The sequence below is a fragment of the Haloplanus sp. genome (assembly GCF_028275055.1).
Lineage (GTDB): Archaea > Halobacteriota > Halobacteria > Halobacteriales > Haloferacaceae > Haloplanus.
On the sequence record NZ_JAQCNJ010000055.1, the window covers coordinates 24193 to 41507 of the forward strand.

20 protein-coding genes are annotated in these 17315 nt (G+C 66.0%); 9 read left to right on the forward strand and 11 right to left on the reverse strand.

Going from position 1 to position 17315, the window contains the following annotated elements; translation table 11 throughout:
• Window positions 1-111 precede the first annotated feature (111 nt).
• Both Q0925_RS07325 and Q0925_RS07330 read left to right on the forward strand, forming a co-directional pair.
• Window positions 112-2241: a hydrogenase iron-sulfur subunit gene (locus Q0925_RS07325; protein ID WP_299333469.1), complete on the forward strand. Its 2130-nt coding sequence runs from the start codon at window positions 112-114 to the stop codon at window positions 2239-2241.
• Window positions 2241-2867, forward strand: coding sequence for a TorD/DmsD family molecular chaperone (locus tag Q0925_RS07330; protein ID WP_299333471.1), 627 nt, complete (start codon window positions 2241-2243; stop codon window positions 2865-2867). Before Q0925_RS07325 ends, Q0925_RS07330 begins: the two co-directional genes overlap by 1 nt.
• On the opposite strand, the gene Q0925_RS07335 is transcribed toward Q0925_RS07330, so the two are convergent.
• Genes Q0925_RS07335 through Q0925_RS07345 form a run of 3 tightly spaced genes read right to left on the reverse strand, consistent with a single transcriptional unit; the run spans window position 2864 to window position 3555 of the window.
• The gene (locus Q0925_RS07335) at window positions 2864-3106 is read right to left on the reverse strand and encodes a hypothetical protein (protein WP_299333474.1); all 243 of its coding nucleotides are present in this window, start codon (window positions 3104-3106) and stop codon (window positions 2864-2866) included. The genes Q0925_RS07330 and Q0925_RS07335 overlap by 4 nt on opposite strands.
• On the reverse strand, window positions 3099-3413 hold the full coding sequence (locus Q0925_RS07340; protein ID WP_299333477.1) for a hypothetical protein: 315 nt from the start codon (window positions 3411-3413) through the stop codon (window positions 3099-3101). Before Q0925_RS07340 ends, Q0925_RS07335 begins: the two co-directional genes overlap by 8 nt.
• A complete protein-coding gene (locus tag Q0925_RS07345) occupies window positions 3406-3555 on the reverse strand; it encodes a hypothetical protein (protein WP_299333480.1) in 150 nt (49 codons plus the stop codon). Before Q0925_RS07345 ends, Q0925_RS07340 begins: the two co-directional genes overlap by 8 nt.
• 140 nt (window positions 3556-3695) lie before the next feature.
• Between Q0925_RS07345 and Q0925_RS07350 the strand changes: the two genes are divergently transcribed.
• Window positions 3696-4922 (forward strand): DUF7405 family protein, encoded by a 1227-nt coding sequence (locus Q0925_RS07350; RefSeq protein WP_299333482.1) that lies wholly within the window; start codon window positions 3696-3698, stop codon window positions 4920-4922.
• 17 nt (window positions 4923-4939) lie between these two features.
• Here the strand turns inward: Q0925_RS07350 and Q0925_RS07355 are convergent, their stop codons facing one another.
• The 5 genes from Q0925_RS07355 to Q0925_RS07375 all read right to left on the reverse strand — a co-directional run bounded on the left by Q0925_RS07355 (window position 4940) and on the right by Q0925_RS07375 (window position 7936).
• A complete protein-coding gene (locus Q0925_RS07355) occupies window positions 4940-5128 on the reverse strand; it encodes a hypothetical protein (protein WP_299333485.1) in 189 nt (62 codons plus the stop codon).
• Window positions 5129-5175: 47 nt separating this feature from the next.
• Complete coding sequence (locus tag Q0925_RS07360) at window positions 5176-5637, reverse strand: hypothetical protein (RefSeq protein ID WP_299333488.1); 462 nt, start codon at window positions 5635-5637, stop codon at window positions 5176-5178.
• Between the two features lie 23 nt (window positions 5638-5660).
• Window positions 5661-5924 carry a hypothetical protein gene (locus Q0925_RS07365; RefSeq protein WP_299333491.1) on the reverse strand — a complete coding sequence of 88 codons (264 nt, stop codon included), beginning with the start codon at window positions 5922-5924 and terminating at the stop codon, window positions 5661-5663.
• Window positions 5925-5950: 26 nt separating this feature from the next.
• The gene (locus tag Q0925_RS07370) at window positions 5951-6712 is read right to left on the reverse strand and encodes a DUF7124 domain-containing protein (protein ID WP_299333495.1); all 762 of its coding nucleotides are present in this window, start codon (window positions 6710-6712) and stop codon (window positions 5951-5953) included.
• A gap of 213 nt (window positions 6713-6925) precedes the next feature.
• Window positions 6926-7936 carry a hypothetical protein gene (locus Q0925_RS07375; RefSeq protein ID WP_299333498.1) on the reverse strand — a complete coding sequence of 337 codons (1011 nt, stop codon included), beginning with the start codon at window positions 7934-7936 and terminating at the stop codon, window positions 6926-6928.
• Between the two features lie 139 nt (window positions 7937-8075).
• On the opposite strand from Q0925_RS07375, the gene fabG reads away from it, so the two are divergent.
• The 6 genes from fabG (at window position 8076) to Q0925_RS07405 (ending at window position 14805) form a co-directional block, all read left to right on the forward strand.
• Entirely contained in the window at window positions 8076-8858 is a 783-nt protein-coding gene (gene fabG / locus Q0925_RS07380; protein ID WP_299333501.1) for a 3-oxoacyl-[acyl-carrier-protein] reductase, read from the forward strand.
• A 48-nt stretch (window positions 8859-8906) separates the two neighbouring features.
• Window positions 8907-9473, forward strand: a complete 567-nt coding sequence (locus Q0925_RS07385) for an NADPH-dependent FMN reductase (protein WP_299333504.1) — start codon at window positions 8907-8909, stop codon at window positions 9471-9473.
• A gap of 210 nt (window positions 9474-9683) precedes the next feature.
• Window positions 9684-10277, forward strand: coding sequence for a YIP1 family protein (locus Q0925_RS07390; protein ID WP_299333507.1), 594 nt, complete (start codon window positions 9684-9686; stop codon window positions 10275-10277).
• Between the two features lie 63 nt (window positions 10278-10340).
• Window positions 10341-12446, forward strand: coding sequence for a DHH family phosphoesterase (locus Q0925_RS07395; protein WP_299333510.1), 2106 nt, complete (start codon window positions 10341-10343; stop codon window positions 12444-12446).
• A gap of 75 nt (window positions 12447-12521) precedes the next feature.
• A complete protein-coding gene (locus Q0925_RS07400) occupies window positions 12522-14228 on the forward strand; it encodes a tRNA uridine(34) 5-carboxymethylaminomethyl modification radical SAM/GNAT enzyme Elp3 (RefSeq protein ID WP_299333512.1) in 1707 nt (568 codons plus the stop codon).
• Window positions 14229-14259: 31 nt separating this feature from the next.
• Complete coding sequence (locus Q0925_RS07405) at window positions 14260-14805, forward strand: acyltransferase (protein WP_299333515.1); 546 nt, start codon at window positions 14260-14262, stop codon at window positions 14803-14805.
• On the opposite strand, the gene Q0925_RS07410 is transcribed toward Q0925_RS07405, so the two are convergent.
• The 3 genes from Q0925_RS07410 to Q0925_RS07420 all read right to left on the reverse strand — a co-directional run.
• Window positions 14796-15578, reverse strand: a complete 783-nt coding sequence (locus Q0925_RS07410; protein ID WP_299333517.1) for a mechanosensitive ion channel domain-containing protein — start codon at window positions 15576-15578, stop codon at window positions 14796-14798. The two genes, Q0925_RS07405 and Q0925_RS07410, sit on opposite strands and share 10 nt — an antisense overlap.
• A 1-nt stretch (window position 15579) precedes the next feature.
• On the reverse strand, window positions 15580-16389 hold the full coding sequence (dacZ, locus tag Q0925_RS07415) for a diadenylate cyclase DacZ (protein ID WP_299333519.1): 810 nt from the start codon (window positions 16387-16389) through the stop codon (window positions 15580-15582).
• Window positions 16390-16466: 77 nt separating this feature from the next.
• The coding region (locus Q0925_RS07420; RefSeq protein ID WP_299333522.1) for a phosphoribosylamine--glycine ligase at window positions 16467-17315 on the reverse strand (849 nt) is incomplete at its 5' end.

Genomic DNA, 17315 nt, shown 5'->3' on the forward strand with positions numbered 1-17315 from the left:
GTGTTTAGGTTGACCTAAACCAACCACTATCAGGTAGGTTCTCGGAATATCGAAATCGAAAGCGACTAGCACGCAGCAAATGTTATACCGATGGTGCTGTTTAGCCGGGGTATGAACGTCGGTGCATTCGTCTGCTCCTGTGCGGACACGTGCGACATCGATCTAGAGGGCGTCCGGGACGGGGTCCAGGACGTGGAGGTCGTCGCCAGTTCGTCACACCTCTGTGACGACGGCCTTCCGGCCATGGCCCATCTGATCGAGGAGTACGGCCTCGACCAGCTCCTCGTCACGACCCCCGAACCGGGGTGTCAGGAGGCGATCACGGAGGTGGCCGTGGATGAGGGACTTCACCCGGAGGCCACGGCCTTTGTCGACCACCGGGAGGGGGCCGCGTGGGTCCACGAGTCCGACGAGGCGACCGACAAGACCGCCCGCCTGCTGAACGCCAAGCAGACGGGACTCGATCACGAGGCCCCCGGACGAACCGTTTCCCGAGACGCGGGCGACACCGTCGCCGTTGTCGGCGATCCGGAAACCGCGGCCGACCTCGCCGACACCGCGGACGTGACCCTGATCGCCAACGGCGCGGAGTTCGACGGCGTCGACGCCGACCTCGACGGTGTCGATCTGGCCCGCGGTCGCGTCGTCGACGTCGTGGGGGAGTACGGCGAGTTCGAGATCGAACTCCGTGCCCGCGTCACCGAGGACTGCATCTCGTGTATGGACTGCGTTCACGAGGGACCCGACGGCATGGTGACGCGCAGTCCGGTCGACATCGCTCCCGAGGCACCGGACGGCGAGTGGGCCGACTGTTGTCCGGTCGACGCCATCGACCTCGACGGCGTCGAACGAACGATCGAGGCCGATCAGGTGATCTTCCCGGACGCGACCGGAAAGGCGAGAGGGGGACGGATCGGGCTCTACACCGGTCCGGTCGACGGGGCGACCATCGCGGCCGTCGAGGACCTTCTCGGGGGCGTCGAGAAGCCGAAATACCTCGATCTGGACATGGACGTGTGCGCGGCTGGCGAGTCGAGTCAGGTGGGCTGTACCGCCTGTGTCGATGCCTGTCCCCACGACGCGGTCGACCGACCCCACGTCGACGAGGTGGAGTTCGACCTCGTGGCCTGTCAGGACTGTGGGGCGTGTACGAGCGCCTGTCCGACGGGCGCGACAACGCTTCGTGAGCCGTCGAACGAGCGCATCGCCCGGGAGGTCGAAACGCTTCTCGATCCCGGGACCGACGACGGCGGCCTCCTCAACGGTGTCCTGTCCGGCGGCGGCGGCATCGAAACGCCCGTGATCGCGTTCGTTTGTTCGGAGCGTGCCGACGACGCACTCCGGCGGTACGGCCGCCTCGCCCGGGAGAACGGCGACCTGCGCTACCCCCCCATCCTTCCCGTCTCGGTGAACTGCACCGACACCGTCGGTGAGGCCCACATCATGCACGCCCTCGCCGCCGGGGCCGACGGCGTCGCCATCGTGGGTTGTGGAGGCGACTGTCTCCACTCCGGCCCGGACCCGAAGGCAGAACTGGTCGATCGCCTCAACCGCGCGACGGCCGACCTCGGGCTTGGCGAACGCGTCACCTTTCTCGCGCCCGACCCGTCGGAGCCGATGGCGTTCGTCGAGACCTTCTCGCGGTTCGTGACCGAACTCGGTTCGACGCCGGTCCCCGAGGGCGGCCACGAGGCGACGGGGACCGTCAGGGGCGACAAGCCGAACCCGCCGTTCAACAGCCACGACTGGACACTCGAGAGCGTCCGGGCCGTTCTCGACCACGTCGAACCCGAGCAGGAGATGATTCGCGGCCTGAAGGACTTCGGCTGGATGGACGTCTCCGAGGCGTGCAACCTCACGCCCACCTGTTCGACGCTGTGTCCCACCGACGCGATCCGTCGGACCGAGAACGCCGACCTGCAGTTCAACCACGAGGACTGTGTCAACTGCGGTCTCTGCGAGGACGGCTGTCCGGAAACCGCGATCACCATGCACGACGGGCTCGACCTCTCGCGGCTGCCGGAGAACCGCGACGGGGAGCACTGGGAGACGGTCTATGAGGGTGAGATGCGACAGTGTGTCCGTTGTGACAAGCCCTTCGCCAGCGAAGGAACCGCAGAACACATCGCGAGCCAAGTTGGGGAGACGGTGGAGGGAATCGCCCCCGGGGCCGAACACAGCGTCTTCGAGTACTGTGGGGACTGTCGTGCCGCGCTTCTCTTCGAAGAGGGGGGTCGCTGATGGACGAACAAGCCCTCTACGAGTCGCGGCTCGAACTTGTCGACTTTCTGACCGAGGTGCTTCACGACGTTCCCGACGAAGCGTTCGTCGAGACGCTTCTTGCCGGCGACTTCGAGACGCCCGACGGCGAGGTGAACGAACCGCTCGACCGCGGCTTCGACGAACTACACACCTTCGCCGAGGAACACCGAGAGTACGACATCGAGGCCGTGGTCGATGTGCTCGAACAGGAGTACACGCGGCTCTTTATCGGACCCCGACCGCCCGTCATCGCCCACGAGACGTACTACCGCGAGGACGCGGACTACCTGGGCGAAGGGCTCGCCGAGGTGGAGGCGAGTTACAGCGCAGCCGGTTGGGCGCCGCCGGAGGAGTATCCCGAGGAAGACGACTTCATCGTTGTCGAACTCGCCTTTCTCCGCAACCTGATCGATCGGCAACGCCGCGGGGACGAGGAAGCCGTCGGCTTTGAGCGGGTGTTTCTCGACGAACACGCGCTGACGTGGGTCGACGCCTTCACCGACGACCTACGTCAGGAAACCGACAGTCGGCTGTTCGTCGCCATCGCCGACATCTACGAGGGCGTGTTGCGGTTCGAGGACGAACTCGTCGCGCAACTGGTTTAGTCGCGGTCGGCCAACGCGACCGTTCCGGCCAGTCCGACAACGGAGAGAACAAGCAGCACTACCGTCGCCGGCGTCGCCAGCGCCATCGCCTGTTCCATCCGGAAATACCACCGCCACGTTTTGACGAACTCCGCAAACATGGCGACGGTCGCGGCACCGAGAACGACGAGGAGGAGTCCGCCGATCGAGAGAACCGCCAGCCCGCGAAAGAGCCGCGGTACACTGGGGGGGCTACGCATCGACGACCCTCCGGCCGAGTACCAACAACACCGCCGCAGGGAGCAACAGTGCCAGGACGCCGGCGACGAACACGCCCATGTAACTGATCGTCGATTCGAGGTGGATGGCCCAGTGCCACGTGCCCTTGATCTCGGCGATGATCCCGACGGTTCCCACCGTCAACAACGAGAACACGAGCACCGAGCCGAGCAGATACGTCGTTCCCCGCAAATAACCGAGAACACGACCCGGCCACGCGGACGGCGCGTCCGACTCACCGCTTGGCGGTCTGACCGTCTCCGTCTCGGTCGGTTCGGTCTCAGCCATCGTTACCACCACCGGTCGACACCGCGTACGTCCGGTACATGTCGTAAACGACGAGCACCCCGACAACGGCACCGACGAGTAACAACGGAAGAGCGAGACGCATCGGGAGTGGGCCGTATGCGGCACCGAGATCTTGATGCATGCAACTCCTCGCTGAGCAATAATGTGTGATTCAGAAGTATATACCCTCGGGTCTGATCGGGCCGCCGGCACCCTCCCCGTTCGAGCGGGCGGGTGATGCGAGACGCTTATGATCGTTGCAACCATCAGATGGACAAGACGATGACATCTCGACGGTCCGCACTCGCCCGCCTCGGCGCACTCGCCGGAACTCTCGGCCTCTCAGGGTGTGCGCAGGTTCTCGGGTCGGCCAGCGACAGCGGGACAGACCTGCCGCCGAACCCCCACGCCGATTCGCTCCCGGACCAGCAGTTCGCACAGAACGCGCATCTTCCCACCGACGAGGCGGGCAACGATCTTCAGGCGCACTACCGCCGCCTCATTTTTCTGACCCTCGACGGTGCCCCCTCCGACGACGCCGAGCGGACGGTCGAGCGCGGGATGCGGACGATCGAGGCAGCGTACGATTGGCGCCCCGACGGGCTCTTCCACGTTCTCGCGTGGGGGACCGACTACTTCAAGCGGCTGGGAAAACTGTCGGCGGCGCCGATCTCGGAGCCGCGGGTGATCTCGCGGACCGACGATCCGGACCTTCTCGAGTTCGACGCCCTGTTGATCCTCGAAAGCGACATGCCCTCGCGGTTGACCGCTGTCGAGAACGCCATGTTCGGGTCAGCCGATACGCTCGGCGGCGAACCGGTCGAAGACCCTCTCGGCGACGTGTTCTCCATCGCGGAGGTCCGGACCGGCTTTCTCGGCAAAGGGCTGCCGGCCGAACACGCCAACGTCGAGGGAATCCCTGTCGGCGCGCTCTCCGAGGACGACCCCACGTTTATGGGCTTCTTCTCGGACCGGCAGGGAACGCAGGCGAGCGAAGACCGGGTGACCATCGACTCGGGACGGTTCGCGGGCGGCACGACGCTCCACGTCTCACACCTCACACAGAGCCTCGGCGGCTGGTGGGAGGCACTCGACGACACCGAACGCGTCGCGCGAATGTTCTCACCCGAGTTCGACCCGTCCGACATCCCCGACTTCGGGGCCGACGTCCCATTTACCGATGCCGTCCGGGACCACGCCGAGGAGTTCGACGTCGTGGGCCACCACGAGAAGGTCGCGCAGGTCCGGCGTGACGGCGAACCGATCGTCCTCCGGCGGGATTTCAATACGACCGACGGCGATCAGGCCGGCGTCCACTTCCTGTCGTTCCAACGAACGCTCGATCACTTCCGTGCCACCAGGCGGGCGATGAACGGGTGGTACGTCCGGGACGACAGCCGGTCGATCACGGACCGCGAAAACAACGGGATCCTCAACTTCATCGACGTCCAGTCGCGCGCGAACTTCTACGTCCCGCGCCGCGACCGGCGGTCGTTCCCGTTGTACTGATCGACAAAAAACGTCGGCTACTCGATGTCTTCGACGAGCGAGTCGGGGTCCGGGGTGGCGGAGCCGGTGATATCTTCGGCCCGAATATCACCGTCGATCTCCCCCTCGTTGAGTTCGTGCGGGGCGATGTTGTACTCCCAGATTTCTCTGCCTCTGTACCCTTCGTTTGCCCCCTGCGGGCGCCAGTCGAGGTCTTTCTTTGTCATACGCTATCACGCGTTTCGAGGCGGGGCTACTAAATCCTTCGCAGGAATCAGGTCGGCGGCGCGTTCGGTGGCCGGTCGTCGTCATCGTCGGAGAAGGCATCGGAAAACAGATCCACGTGGAGGCGGAGAACCGTCGCCTCGTCGAGGCCGGTGTCGGCGGCCTGTTCGGACAGGAGCGTCGCCACCGCGTCGCTCGGGGTGTAGTTGAGTTCGTCCGTCTCGGCGTCCACCTCGAAATCGGCCTCGGTCCGTCCGGAGACCAGATACTCGATCTCTAGTAAGGCCTGTTCGGCCTTTGTCTCGAGAGCCGTCTCCCGGTCCTCGAGACGCGCTTCGGCCCAGTCGTCGGCCGCGTCGACGAACCGTTCGGTCAGGTCGATGGTGAGGGTCAGAACGAGACCCCCTCCCCTTCGAACGCCGGTTCGAAGCGCGCGGACTCCTCGCAGGCCGGGCAGGTCTTGACGACCGTCTCGCGTTCGACGAGTCCGAGTCGCATGAAATGCCCGCACTCGCTACACTCGTACTGCATCGGTCACTCCCACGGATCGGGTGCCGGTTCTTCCTCGCTCAACTCCCCGTAGAGAACGAACAGCAACGCAAGCGTCGCCCCCATAACGACGAGGCCGATCAGCCCGGAGATCGGTGTTTGCCCGACGCCGCCGCTCGACAACGGACCGAGCCGTTGGTATACGGTCAGTATCGTCAAGACGATCCAGATGCCCGCCGCGATGGCGCCGAACGTGACGATTCGTGATTGCGAGAGTGCGGTTCGAAGGCCCATGATACCACTACTCACGTATAGAACAGCCACCGAATAAAAAGCTACTCCTCGTCCAACGTCCAGTCGGCCTTCTCGGCCGCCTCCGCGAGCGGGACGAACTCCCAGTCGGCCTCGGCGGCGACGCGTTCGTCCTCGCCTTTGATGCCGACGACGACCATTCGCTCCGCGTAGAACATCGAACGTGGACCGACCTCCGCGAGTCGTTCCCCCGGTCCAGTGCCGGTCCCGCTGAAGAAATCGGCGTCAACGCCGTGTTCGCGCTGGAAGCGGTTGATGACCGGCGTGTCCACACGGCCGACGATGCCGACCCAGTCCGCCCACGCGTCGGCGTCGGTGAACGCCGAGGCCGGGTACGCCAGTCGTTGGGCGGCCCGGTAGGTGAGTGCCATCGTCATGTCGTCGGGATCCTCGCCGTGGGGTGCCCCACCGGTCGCCCGGCGGGTCGTCGAGGTGGCGTCCTCGTTCTCGGGCACACCACCCTCGGGCGTCTCCCGATCCCCGGCGGGTGAACTTCCCGCGCCGCCGCCCTCGATGGGAATGCCGACCGGCTTGTCGTCGCCCTGCCTGGGGACGTGCGGAGTGGGGGTGTGGCCGTTGTCGCCACCGTCGTCGGTGCCGTCGGTACCGCCGTTACCCCACGATCCGTCGAGGTCGGTGTGACCAGCGTCGCTCGTCACGAACGGGTCGTCCGGTTCCTCTGTCGGGTCACCCTCGCCCCGCCAGAACCAGTCCCCGCGGGTCGGTTCGTCGTCCGGTTCGTCGTCGTCAACTTCGACGTCGTCTAGGTCGATTCTGTCGGTCATGAGTTCGGCGTCCCGGTCGTGTTGTTTCGCGTCGGGCGAATGGTGACCCGTTACCAGTTCCCACAATAAAACCTGTCGCCGGGTCACTCCGGCCAAATTATCAGTATAGATACCCTTCCGGCGACGACGCCGCGATCGCAGGTAGAGGTCGCGGTTTTCGAGCCGGTCAGGCAACGGCCTCGGAGGCGGCGAGTCGCCGCCTCCGGGCCGGTATCACGAGTCGCGAAGAACCAGCGGCCCGATTGCGAGGGTCCGCTTGGCAACGGTGAGAATCCGGAGGATGTAGGAGATAAAGAGTATGAACGGCACGAGCGTCACGGCGAGTGCCCCGCCGACGACGACGACGAGGTGGTCGACACCGAGCGTACTCCCGGGTGCCGTGCCGGCATCGACGCCGACGAGGGTGACGCTTGCGACGACCAGTGCCGGCACCGCCGCATACAGGATCCGTCTCGAGAGTTCGATCAGGGCCCACTGGAAGTACAACGTCTTGATGTGCTCGCGGGCGGGCCCGAACAACGACAGGGCCGTCGTCAGATCGTCCAACAGGCCGCGCTGGTGGGCAGTGAGGTCGTCGTGGGTGTCGACGATGCGCTCGATCCGAACGAGTTTCGGCCCGTAGTCGAAATCGAGCGCGGCAAACAACACGTCGAAGCTCCCGAACTCCGCGTCTGTGAGCCGTCCACGCACGTCGGCCGCGTTCTCGACGGTGCCCTCGGTGAACGCGTTTATTTCCCCTCGAAGGTCGGGATCGGTTCCGGCGGTGTCGGCCGACTCCTGGAGAGTCCGGGAGCGGTCCGCAACGGCACCGAGCAGAACGCTCAAAAAGGCCGCCGGCTCCGCGGGCACCGGCGAACCGAGAAGCGTCTCGAGGTCCCGTCGGAACGCCATCGTGCCGTCCATGCGCCCGCGCTGATCGCCGAGAGGACCGTTCTCCTGTGTGAGAACGAGTTGTCCGATCGTGACGACGAGTGTCGTGCCGGTGACAACGACGCCGATCATCGTCGAGAAGATCGTTTCGATCGGATCGCTCGACTCGACGCGGGCGGCAAACGAAGGGACGACGGCGTCGACAACGACCACGAACCCGATGAAAACGAGGAGTGTGAGGCCGGCGACAAGGAGAAGCCGGTCCGTACGCATCAGAAGCCAGAGCACCGGTCCGCTGTTGTCGGCGCGTGCCCGCATCGTGTCTGCCGTGCCGGCGCTCGACTCGTTCGTCATAACACCTGATTGAACCCACAGCCACGTATAGGCCGGTGTCACCGCCGTCGGAACCGGCACGTCCAGGCGTGTCGTGTCGCGGTCGGGTCGGAGGCCCGTCGCCAATAGTTAACACCCATTACCACACAATGGCACATGTATGTCAGAAACCACCTCGCAACTGGACCCGCTAAACCCTCGTCCATTGGCCGGCCACACCTGTGTCGTCACGGGGTCATCACGTGGGATCGGGCGGTCCATCGCGTTCGAACTCGCCCGGTGCGGTGCGGACGTGGCTGTAAACTACCGAAGCTCCGAGGAGGCGGCCGAACGCGTCAAGAAGACCATCGAGGAGAGCGGCGAGAACGCAATCTGTGTACAGGCCGACGTCTCGGACGCCGCCGCGGTCGAGGGGATGGCCGCCGAGGTCCGCGAGGAATTGGGTGCTGTCGACGTTCTCGTCAACAACGCCGGCATCACCGTCGACCGGAAGTTCGAGGATATGAGCCACGAGGACTGGGAGCAGGTGATCGACGTGAACCTCGGGGGGACGTTCAACTGCACGAAAGCCTTTTTTGAGGATATTCGGTCGGGCGACCACGGTCGCCTCATCAACATCTCGAGTGTCGTCGGGCAACAGGGAAACTACGGACAGGCCAACTACGCCGCATCGAAGGGTGGCCTGTTCGCGTTCACGCGGACGCTCGCGCTCGAACTCGCCTCGGACGGGGCGACCGCCAACTGCGTCGCACCCGGGTTCGTCAGAACCGATATGCTGGAGAAGGTTCCCGAACGCGTCCAAGACAACATCCGAAAGAAGATTCCGCTGGACCGGTTCGCCGACCCGGAGGACATCGTCGGCATCGTCAGGTTTCTCGCGAGCGACCACGCCAACTACATGACCGGGCAGGTACTCGGCGTCAACGGCGGACTGGAGTGGTGAGGCGGGGGTCACCCCGGCAATTTTGTTTGTCGGCGTCGACGATCCGATATGGCCACCATCGTCGCGATAGCCGGGAGCCTCCGGGCAGAGAGTTACACGCGGACGGCGCTTGACCGCGCTCTCGACGCCGCCGAATCGACCGGCGGGGACGCCGAACTGCTCGACCTCCGGGCGTTCGAGTTGCCACCACTAAACCCCGACGTCGACGGGCAGGGTGACAGCGTCGCGTTCACCCGACGCGTCCGGGAGGCGGACGCGGTACTGCTCGGAACGCCGATGTACCACGGATCGTACTCGGGGGTGTTGAAAAACGCCCTCGATCACTGCGGGTTCGACGAGTTCGGGGGGAAGACCGTGGGATTGCTCGGCGTCGCCGGCGGGGCCTTTCCCATCACTGCGCTCGATCACCTCCGTTCTGTGTGTCGCGCACTCGACGCGTGGGTGCTTCCCCACCAAGCCGCGGTCCCTCGCGCGTCGTCGTCGTTCGACGGCGGCGAGTTCGTCGACAACGACATTGAGGACAGGGTCGTGACGCTTGGCCGCCGGGTCGTCGAGTACGCGACGATCGAGCCCGATACGGAAACGTTCGAGAGCGGCCAGAACGTCGGTGGCTGACGACGGGACGACACGCCACAGTCGGTCGCGGTGCCCCGTTCGTGTTCGCCAATTATGCTTGTTCCCCGGTGATACGAAACCTTCGACCGTTCGTCGTGGGTGTGACCACCGGATGGCCTTCCGAGCAAAGGGCGACGGCGACGGTCTGGCGAACGCCGTGTCGGCCGCCGGACCAGAACCCATTTGACCGGCGGCCGCCCACATCGCACCGTGACGACGTGGGTCGAAAACCCTAGCGGGGGACGGGATCGCGGACCGCGCGGCATCGCCCGCGCGTGGCTCGAGGTGGTGACGCGACCGCGACGCTTCTTCGATAACGGGGTCGCGGCCGGCGATCAGGCGCCGGGACTCGTCTTCGCCGTCGTGATGGCGGTCGGTTACGCCGTCCTCCTCGCGGTGGTCGATCCGGGTCGGTTTCCGGTGAGCGGTCCGATCCGCGCCGGCGTCACCATCCTTCTGGTCGGCGTGCTGATCGCACCGGCGATCCTCCACCTGCTGGCGGCGCTCCAGACCATCGCGTTGATGATCGTCGTCCGTGACCGGGCGGGGGTGAGCGAGACGGTGCAGGTACTCGGCTACGCGACCGCACCCTGTCCGCTCGCCGCCGTTCCGGTCCCCGGACTCCGGGCGGCGTGTTGTCTGTACGGGGCCGCCTTGCTCGTGATCGGACTCGCGACCATCCACGACACGACCCGATGGCGGGCGAGTCTCACCGGCACACTCCCGGCAACCCTGCTCTTTGGCTACGGCTTCGGTGGTGTCGGCGCTCTAACCACCCTGTTGCGGGCGTGGTACATCATCTGACAGGGTATCGGCGGTCGAACAGTTTCGACAATCGTTTTAGGGTGTGGCCACTCCATTGTATCAATGGATTGGATCACCCACGAAGAAGACGTCTGGTTTGATTTCCGCGGTTCCAGCCCGGACCAGCTGGTATCGGGGCGGTATTACAAAGGGACGGTCGACGGATTCGCCGACTTCGGCGTGTTCGTCGACCTCTCGCCCGGTGTGACCGGGCTGCTCCACCGGAGCGAACTCGACCGTCGGTTGGAGAGTCTCGACTGGGACGCCGGCGATACGGTGTTCGTCCAGGTGAAAAACGTTCGCGACAACGGCAACGTCGACCTCGCGTGGTCGAAACGACAGTCGGACGGCGAGTTCCGTGGCGCGCAGGTCCACGACCCCGACGGTGATGCGGACGGTGAGCCGATCGAGTCCGACGACGACGACGACGACGGTCCCGTCCGAAAGACGCCAACGGCCCGGAACGACGGGGACGACGAGGCCGAGGAGGCCGACCGCGGGAGCGCGCGCACAGGGACAACGGCGACACCGGAGGCCGACGATGTCGACGTCGCCGACGGCGACCGTGGCAACGGCTCGACCGCGGCGGTGGCGACGGAGGACCACGACGCCGACCGGGCGCACGGAGACGGGAACGAGAACGGAGGCGAAAACGACGTGACCGGCGCACACGAACACGTCGACGCCGCCACGCTCGACGATCACATCGGCGAGACGGTGGGCCTCGAAGGCGAAATCGTCAGTATCCGGCAGACCAGCGGTCCGACGGTGTTCGAACTCCGGGACGACACGGGTGTCATCGACTGCGCGGCGTTTGTCGAGGCCGGCGTTCGCGCCTATCCCGAGGTCGAGGTCGGAAACGTGGTCCGCCTCGACGGCGAGGTTGAGCGGCGTTACGACGAACTGCAGGTCGAGACCGAGGCGCTCTCGGTGCTCGACGGCGAGGACGCGGCGGCCGTCGAGCAGCGACTCGCCGACGCGCTGACGGCCGAGGCCCGCCCCGAGTCGGTGACCGAACTGGGCGATCACGACGCCATCGACGCCGTCGACGACGCCCTTCTCGACGCGGCGGAGACGATCCGGCGTGCGATACTCGAGTCCCGGCCCGTGGTGGTCCGTCACGCCGCGACGGCCGACGGCTACGTCGCCGGCGCGGCCGTCGAGCGAGCCGTTTTGCCGCTGATTCGGGACGAACACGCCGCCGCCGAGGCGGAGTATCACTACTTCACGCGACGACCCCTTGAAGACGCCGTCTACGACATGGACGACGCGACCAACGACGTGACGCGGATGTTGCAGGACCGCGACCGACACGACGAGAAGCTCCCGCTGGTGTTGCTCGTCGGGACGGGCAGTACGGTCGAATCCAGCGATGGGCTGGGACTGCTCGGCATCTACGGCGCTCAGCGGGTCGTCGTCGACGCCGAGGTTGCCGACGCGGCCGTGGCCGAGGACTGCGACGCCATCGTCAACCCCGGGCTCGCGGGCGCAGACGCGGCCGACCTCTCGACGGGGTCGCTCGCGGCGACGCTGGCGGCGACGGTTACCCCCGACGTCAGCGACGACCTCGCACACCTGCCGGCCATCTCCTACTGGGGCGAGACGCCAGAGACGTTCACTGACCTCGCCGCCGACGCCGGCTACAACGCTGACCGGACACGCGAACTCCGCGAGGCGATCGCGCTGGAGGCGTACTACCAGTCCTACGAGGACAAGCGCGAACTCATCACGGATCTGTTGTTCGACGACGCCGGCGGACTGGCCGGCCACATCAGCGAGCAGTTCCGGCAGAAACTCGATGAGGAAATCGACACCGCGACCGCCAACCTCGACCGGCGGGCGGGCGACGTGACCGTCGACGTTCTCGACACCGACGCCTACACACACAGCTTCGACTTCCCGCCGACGGCGCTGCTGATCGACGCGCTTCACCGCCGCCGAAGCGCCAATGATGACCACCTGACGGTGGGTGTCGGCACGGACGAACTCTACCTCCGCGACGACCGTGGCCTCGACGTACGAGGTGTCGCCGCCGACGCCGCGGAGCGCGTCGCCGACGCCGGTATCACCGCCGCGAGCGTCCGCGACGGTCGCATCGAGTTCCTTTCCGGCCGCCGCGACGACGCCGTCGACGCGGTTATCGACGCCGCGACCGACCGGCTGGCCTGATCGGGCGGAGCGACACCCTTAACTCCGCGACCCGACGATTCGTGACCGAATGACGGGCACCGGGAGGACCGACCAGTGAGCACGGACTCCGATCCCGAACCGGAACACAGCGAGGCGTTCGAGCGCGTCTGTGAGACCCTCGTTGAACGCATCCTCGACGGCGAGGTGGGGCGCGACGATCTCGAAGCCGCGAAACTCGACGCCTGCTCAACGCACTCGGCGGCGAAGGTGCCGAAAAACACACACATTCTCCGGCATGCACCCGACGACCGGCGGGACGAGGTGCGATCGGTCGTCCAGCGCAAACCCGTCCGTACCGCCTCGGGCGTCTCGCCCGTGGCGATCATGACCGCACCACACATGTGCCCACACGGGAAATGCCTCTACTGTCCCGGCGGGCCGGCCTCGGAGTTCGACAGCGCCCAGAGCTACACGGGCCACGAACCCGCCGCGGCGCGGGGCGAGCAGAACGACTACGACCCGTACGGACAGGTGACCCTGCGGCTCGAACAGCTCAGACACATCGGCCACCCCGTCGACAAGGTCGAACTCATCCTCATGGGTGGGACGATGACCGCCCGAAGCCACGACTACCAGGAGTGGTTCGTCAAGCGAGCGTTGCAGGCGCTCAACGAGTACGACACCGACTCGACGCCGAACCCGGCGGAGGGGCGGAGCTTCGCCGAAGCGGACCCCGAGTTCCGGTATCTGGAGGACGTGATCGCCGACAACGAGACGGCCGCCGTCCGGAATATCGGTACGACCTTCGAGACCAAACCGGACTGGTGTGGGCCGGAGCAGATCGACCGGATGCTCCGACTCGGGGGGACGAAAGTGGAGGTGGGTGTCCAGACCACATACGAGCGGATCAACCGCGAGATGCACCGTGGCCACGGCGTGCAGGCGTCGATCGACGCCAACCGCCGCCTGCGCGACGCCGGGTTCAAGATCGGCTTCCACATGATGCCCGGCCAACCGGGGATGACCGAGGAGATGTGTCTGGAGGACTTCCGACAACTGTTCGAGGACCCGCGGTGGCGGCCGGACTATCTGAAGATCTACCCCACCCTCGTTGTCCGGGGGACCCGCATCTACGACCGGTGGCGACGCGACGAGTTCGACCCGCTTTCCAACGACCAGGCCGCCGACCTTGTGGCCGAGGTGATGGGTCTCATCCCGAAATACACCCGCCTGCAACGGGTCCAGCGGGATATCCCTGCCGACCACATCGACGCCGGTGTCTGGAAGTCGAACCTGCGGCAACTGGCCGAAGGGCGGGCCGAAAAGAAGGGGATCACCCCCCGGGATATTCGTGCCCGCGAGGTCGGTCACAACGACGCCGACCCGGATCCCGACCGGCTCGAACTCGGCGTGACCACCTACGAGGCCGGCGGCGGCACCGAACACTTTCTCAGTGTCGAGGACCCCGAGGCGGATCTACTGATCGGGTTCTGTCGTTTGCGGTTCCCGAACGGCCCCATCCGGCGCGAACTCGACGACGCCGCACTCGTGCGGGAACTCCACGTGTACGGGAGCGAGGCCGGCATCCGCGAGACCGGCAACGGCGAAAACGGCGACGGGGGCGACTGGCAACACCGCGGCTACGGTCGTCGCCTGTTGGAGCGTGCCGAGGAGTTGGCGGCCGAGGCCGGGTACGGCAAGGTGAGTGTCATCAGCGGGATCGGCGTCCGGCGGTACTACCGCGAGAAGTTGGGCTACCACCAGGACGGCCCGTACGTCTCGAAGCACCTCGGGCGGGGGCCACCGACGCGGCCGGGGTGAGGTTGAAGACGGCGGGCCGCGAATCGAACGCGTGACCCGTCCGGACGACTCGGCTGCCGACCGGCGACACAACCGCCTCGACCGCACCCCGACCAATGGGCCGCGAAACTCGTTGTGGGGGTGGACAGAGATACGCCACCCGATCCGGGTGACGGTGAACTATCTCGTCGTCTGGCTGATCCGCGTCTCGCCGAGCCTGCGGGCGAAAAACTGGTTGCTCCGACGGCTCGGTGCGACCGTCGGCTCCGGTGTGGCGATCGGACTGGAGGCGACGCCCGACGTGTTCTGGCCGGAACTCGTGACGCTCGAAGCCGACGCCATCGTCGGGTACGACGCGACACTGCTTTGTCACGAGTTTCTGCAGGACGAGTACCGGACGGGCGAGGTGGTGATCGGCGAACGGGCGATGATCGGCGCCGGTGCGGTGGTTCTGCCGGGCGTGGAGGTGGGCGCGGACGCGACGGTCGCGGCCAACTCGCTGGTCGTCGAGGACGTGCCCCCGGACACCACCGTCGCCGGCGTGCCGGCGCGGCCAGCGGAGAACGGCGTTGGCGGGCGTGGTCGAGGTCAGGAGTGAATGCGGACGAACCCGTCGGTGAACACCTTGCTGTTCGGGAACACGTGTTCCTCGCCGTCGGTTTCGACGTGTGTGACAAACAGGTCCATCTCCTGGACGATGCCCCGAACGTCGCCGATCCGGATCTCGTCGCCGATGGTGTACGGTTGGCGGAGGAGGAGGTAGGTGCCGACCGCGCCGGCCGAGAGCAGGTGTCGGAAGGCGAGGCCGCCGAGAAAGACCAAGGCGAAGACGTAGGCTCCGAGCAGGATGATGAGCGCGGCGGTGGCGACACCGACCTGTCCGAGGGCGATCAGCGCGGCCAAATAAAAGACACTGTACTTGGCTACCACGGGAAGAACGCCGGTCTGTGGGAGTTTCACTCCCCGGAACCGCTCGGAAACGAGTAGCTCTGCCTTATCACCGACCACCACCCCAACGATGAGAACGATCACGGCGACAAAGAGTCGCGGGAGAAAGCCGGCGACGGCGTTCCAGAACTGTGCGACGTAATCGACGTCGGCGACGCCGATGGCGGCAAACAGCCCGATGCCGAAAACGAAGTAGCCGGCGATGGCCGCGAGGATAGCGACGGTCGAGGTCCCGAACTCGCGGGCCGTCCGCTCGAAGGTCGTCCCCTCGATGACGACCGGGACCCCCGCCCGCCTGAGCAACCGGCCGGTGAGAAGACGGGCCAGCCAACCCAGAACGAGACCGGTGACGGCAGTCGCGAACGCGAACCAGAGACGGAGCGGCACGGCCGTGACGACGCGACCGATCGGACCGCCCTGCATCTCAGTACTCCTCCGGGTCGATCTCCAGAATGAGATTTCCGGCCTTGAACGCCCGGACCATCCCGTCTGACTCCGACAGAACGATGGCGATGGCGTTGGTGTCACGGGTGATCGCCCCGCCGGCCATGTGGCGCGCACCCAGCCCTTTCGGGATGTCGACACCCTCGGCGGAGGGTTCGAGATACCGGTACGCCGAGACGATTTTCCCCGAGTCGGAGACGACGAACGCGCCGTCAAGCCGGGAGAACTCCTTGAGCATCACATTCACGATGGGGTCGCCGACGTGGACGTGAGATTTCTCGAAGGGGTTGTATGAAAGCGGCCGGGACTTGTTCATCACCTTGCCTGCGTCGCCAACGACGAAGAGTGCGCCGACGGGCTTACCCTTCTGCCCTTTCTTCCCGAGACCGATGGCCACGTCGAACACGTCGCGAACGACCCCCGAATCGGCTCTGGAGTCGGTGAACAGATCGTAGACGCCGGAGCGAACGGAGTCGTCGACTCGGACCCGAAGCAGGCTGTCCGGGTCGTCGTCGAACACCGACACCGAGCAGGCAACCGTGTCGCCCTCCGTGACGAACCCCCGATCCATCGCCCCCTCGATGCCGAACTTGACTCGGTCACGGACGTTGTCGAAGGTCAGGGGCAGTTCGACAAAGGCGTCCGCGTTGACGGTGTTTTCGGCGGCGACAACCGTCAGTTCGACGTCGCCGTCTGCGAACCGCTCGTAGTACGACGCCGACGGGGAGAACAGAAACAACCGGTCGACACCGTCGACGAAATCATCGAGCGATTCCCGTAGCGTTGCCATTGACAGGACGACGAGACACGTCGAAATAAAGGTTTATGACGCGTCGCGTATCCCGCCACCGGCGGCCGACACTCGCCTCAGTCGCGCAGGTCCGCAACGTGGTCGATGCGCCGTTGGACGAGCGACCGCGTCCCGACATCGTGTCTGACCCGCAGTCCGTCACCGGCGGCCGACAGCGCGTCCGCGGCGATGCGCTCGGCGGTGGCGATGGTTCCCGCGACGCCGACGACGGCGAAGGCCCGCGAGGTGGTGGTGTAGAGGCCGTCGTCGCGGGCATCGACGCTCGCGTAAAAGAGGAGGGCGTCACCATCCGTTCCCTCGGCGGCCCGGGCGACACTCGCCTCGTCGACCTCGATCCGAGAGCCGGCCTCGGGATCGGTGGGGTAGCCCGCGGGCACGGCGTACTTACAGACGGTCGCACGCGGCGCAAAGGAGAGCTCCGGAAGCGAGCCATCCCGGGCCGCGGTCAGTACGTCGAGAACGGGCGTCTCCATGATCGGAAGGGTGTTCATCGCCTCGGGGTCGCCGAACCGGGCGTTGAACTCGACAACACGCACGCCGTCGGCGGTCAGCATGAACTGGCCGTAAAGAACCCCCGTGTACTCGGGGAGGGCGTCGACCGTCGCCTCCAAAATCTCGACGGCCGCGTCGTAGTCGGCCGCGTTCATAAACGGGAGCGCGGAGTCGGCGTCGCTGTAGCTCCCCATCCCGCCGGTGTTTGGCCCCTCGTCGCCCTCGTAGGCACGCTTGTGATCCTGTACCGCAGGCGTCACCCGAACCTCGTCGTTCGCGACGAACGCCTGGACTGTGAACTCCTCGCCGACGAGCCGTTCTTCCAGAACGACACGGTCGTAGTCGGAGTCCCGGAGGTACGCCTTGGCCTCCGCCGCGGTCACCTGATCGCCGATGACGCGGACGCCCTTGCC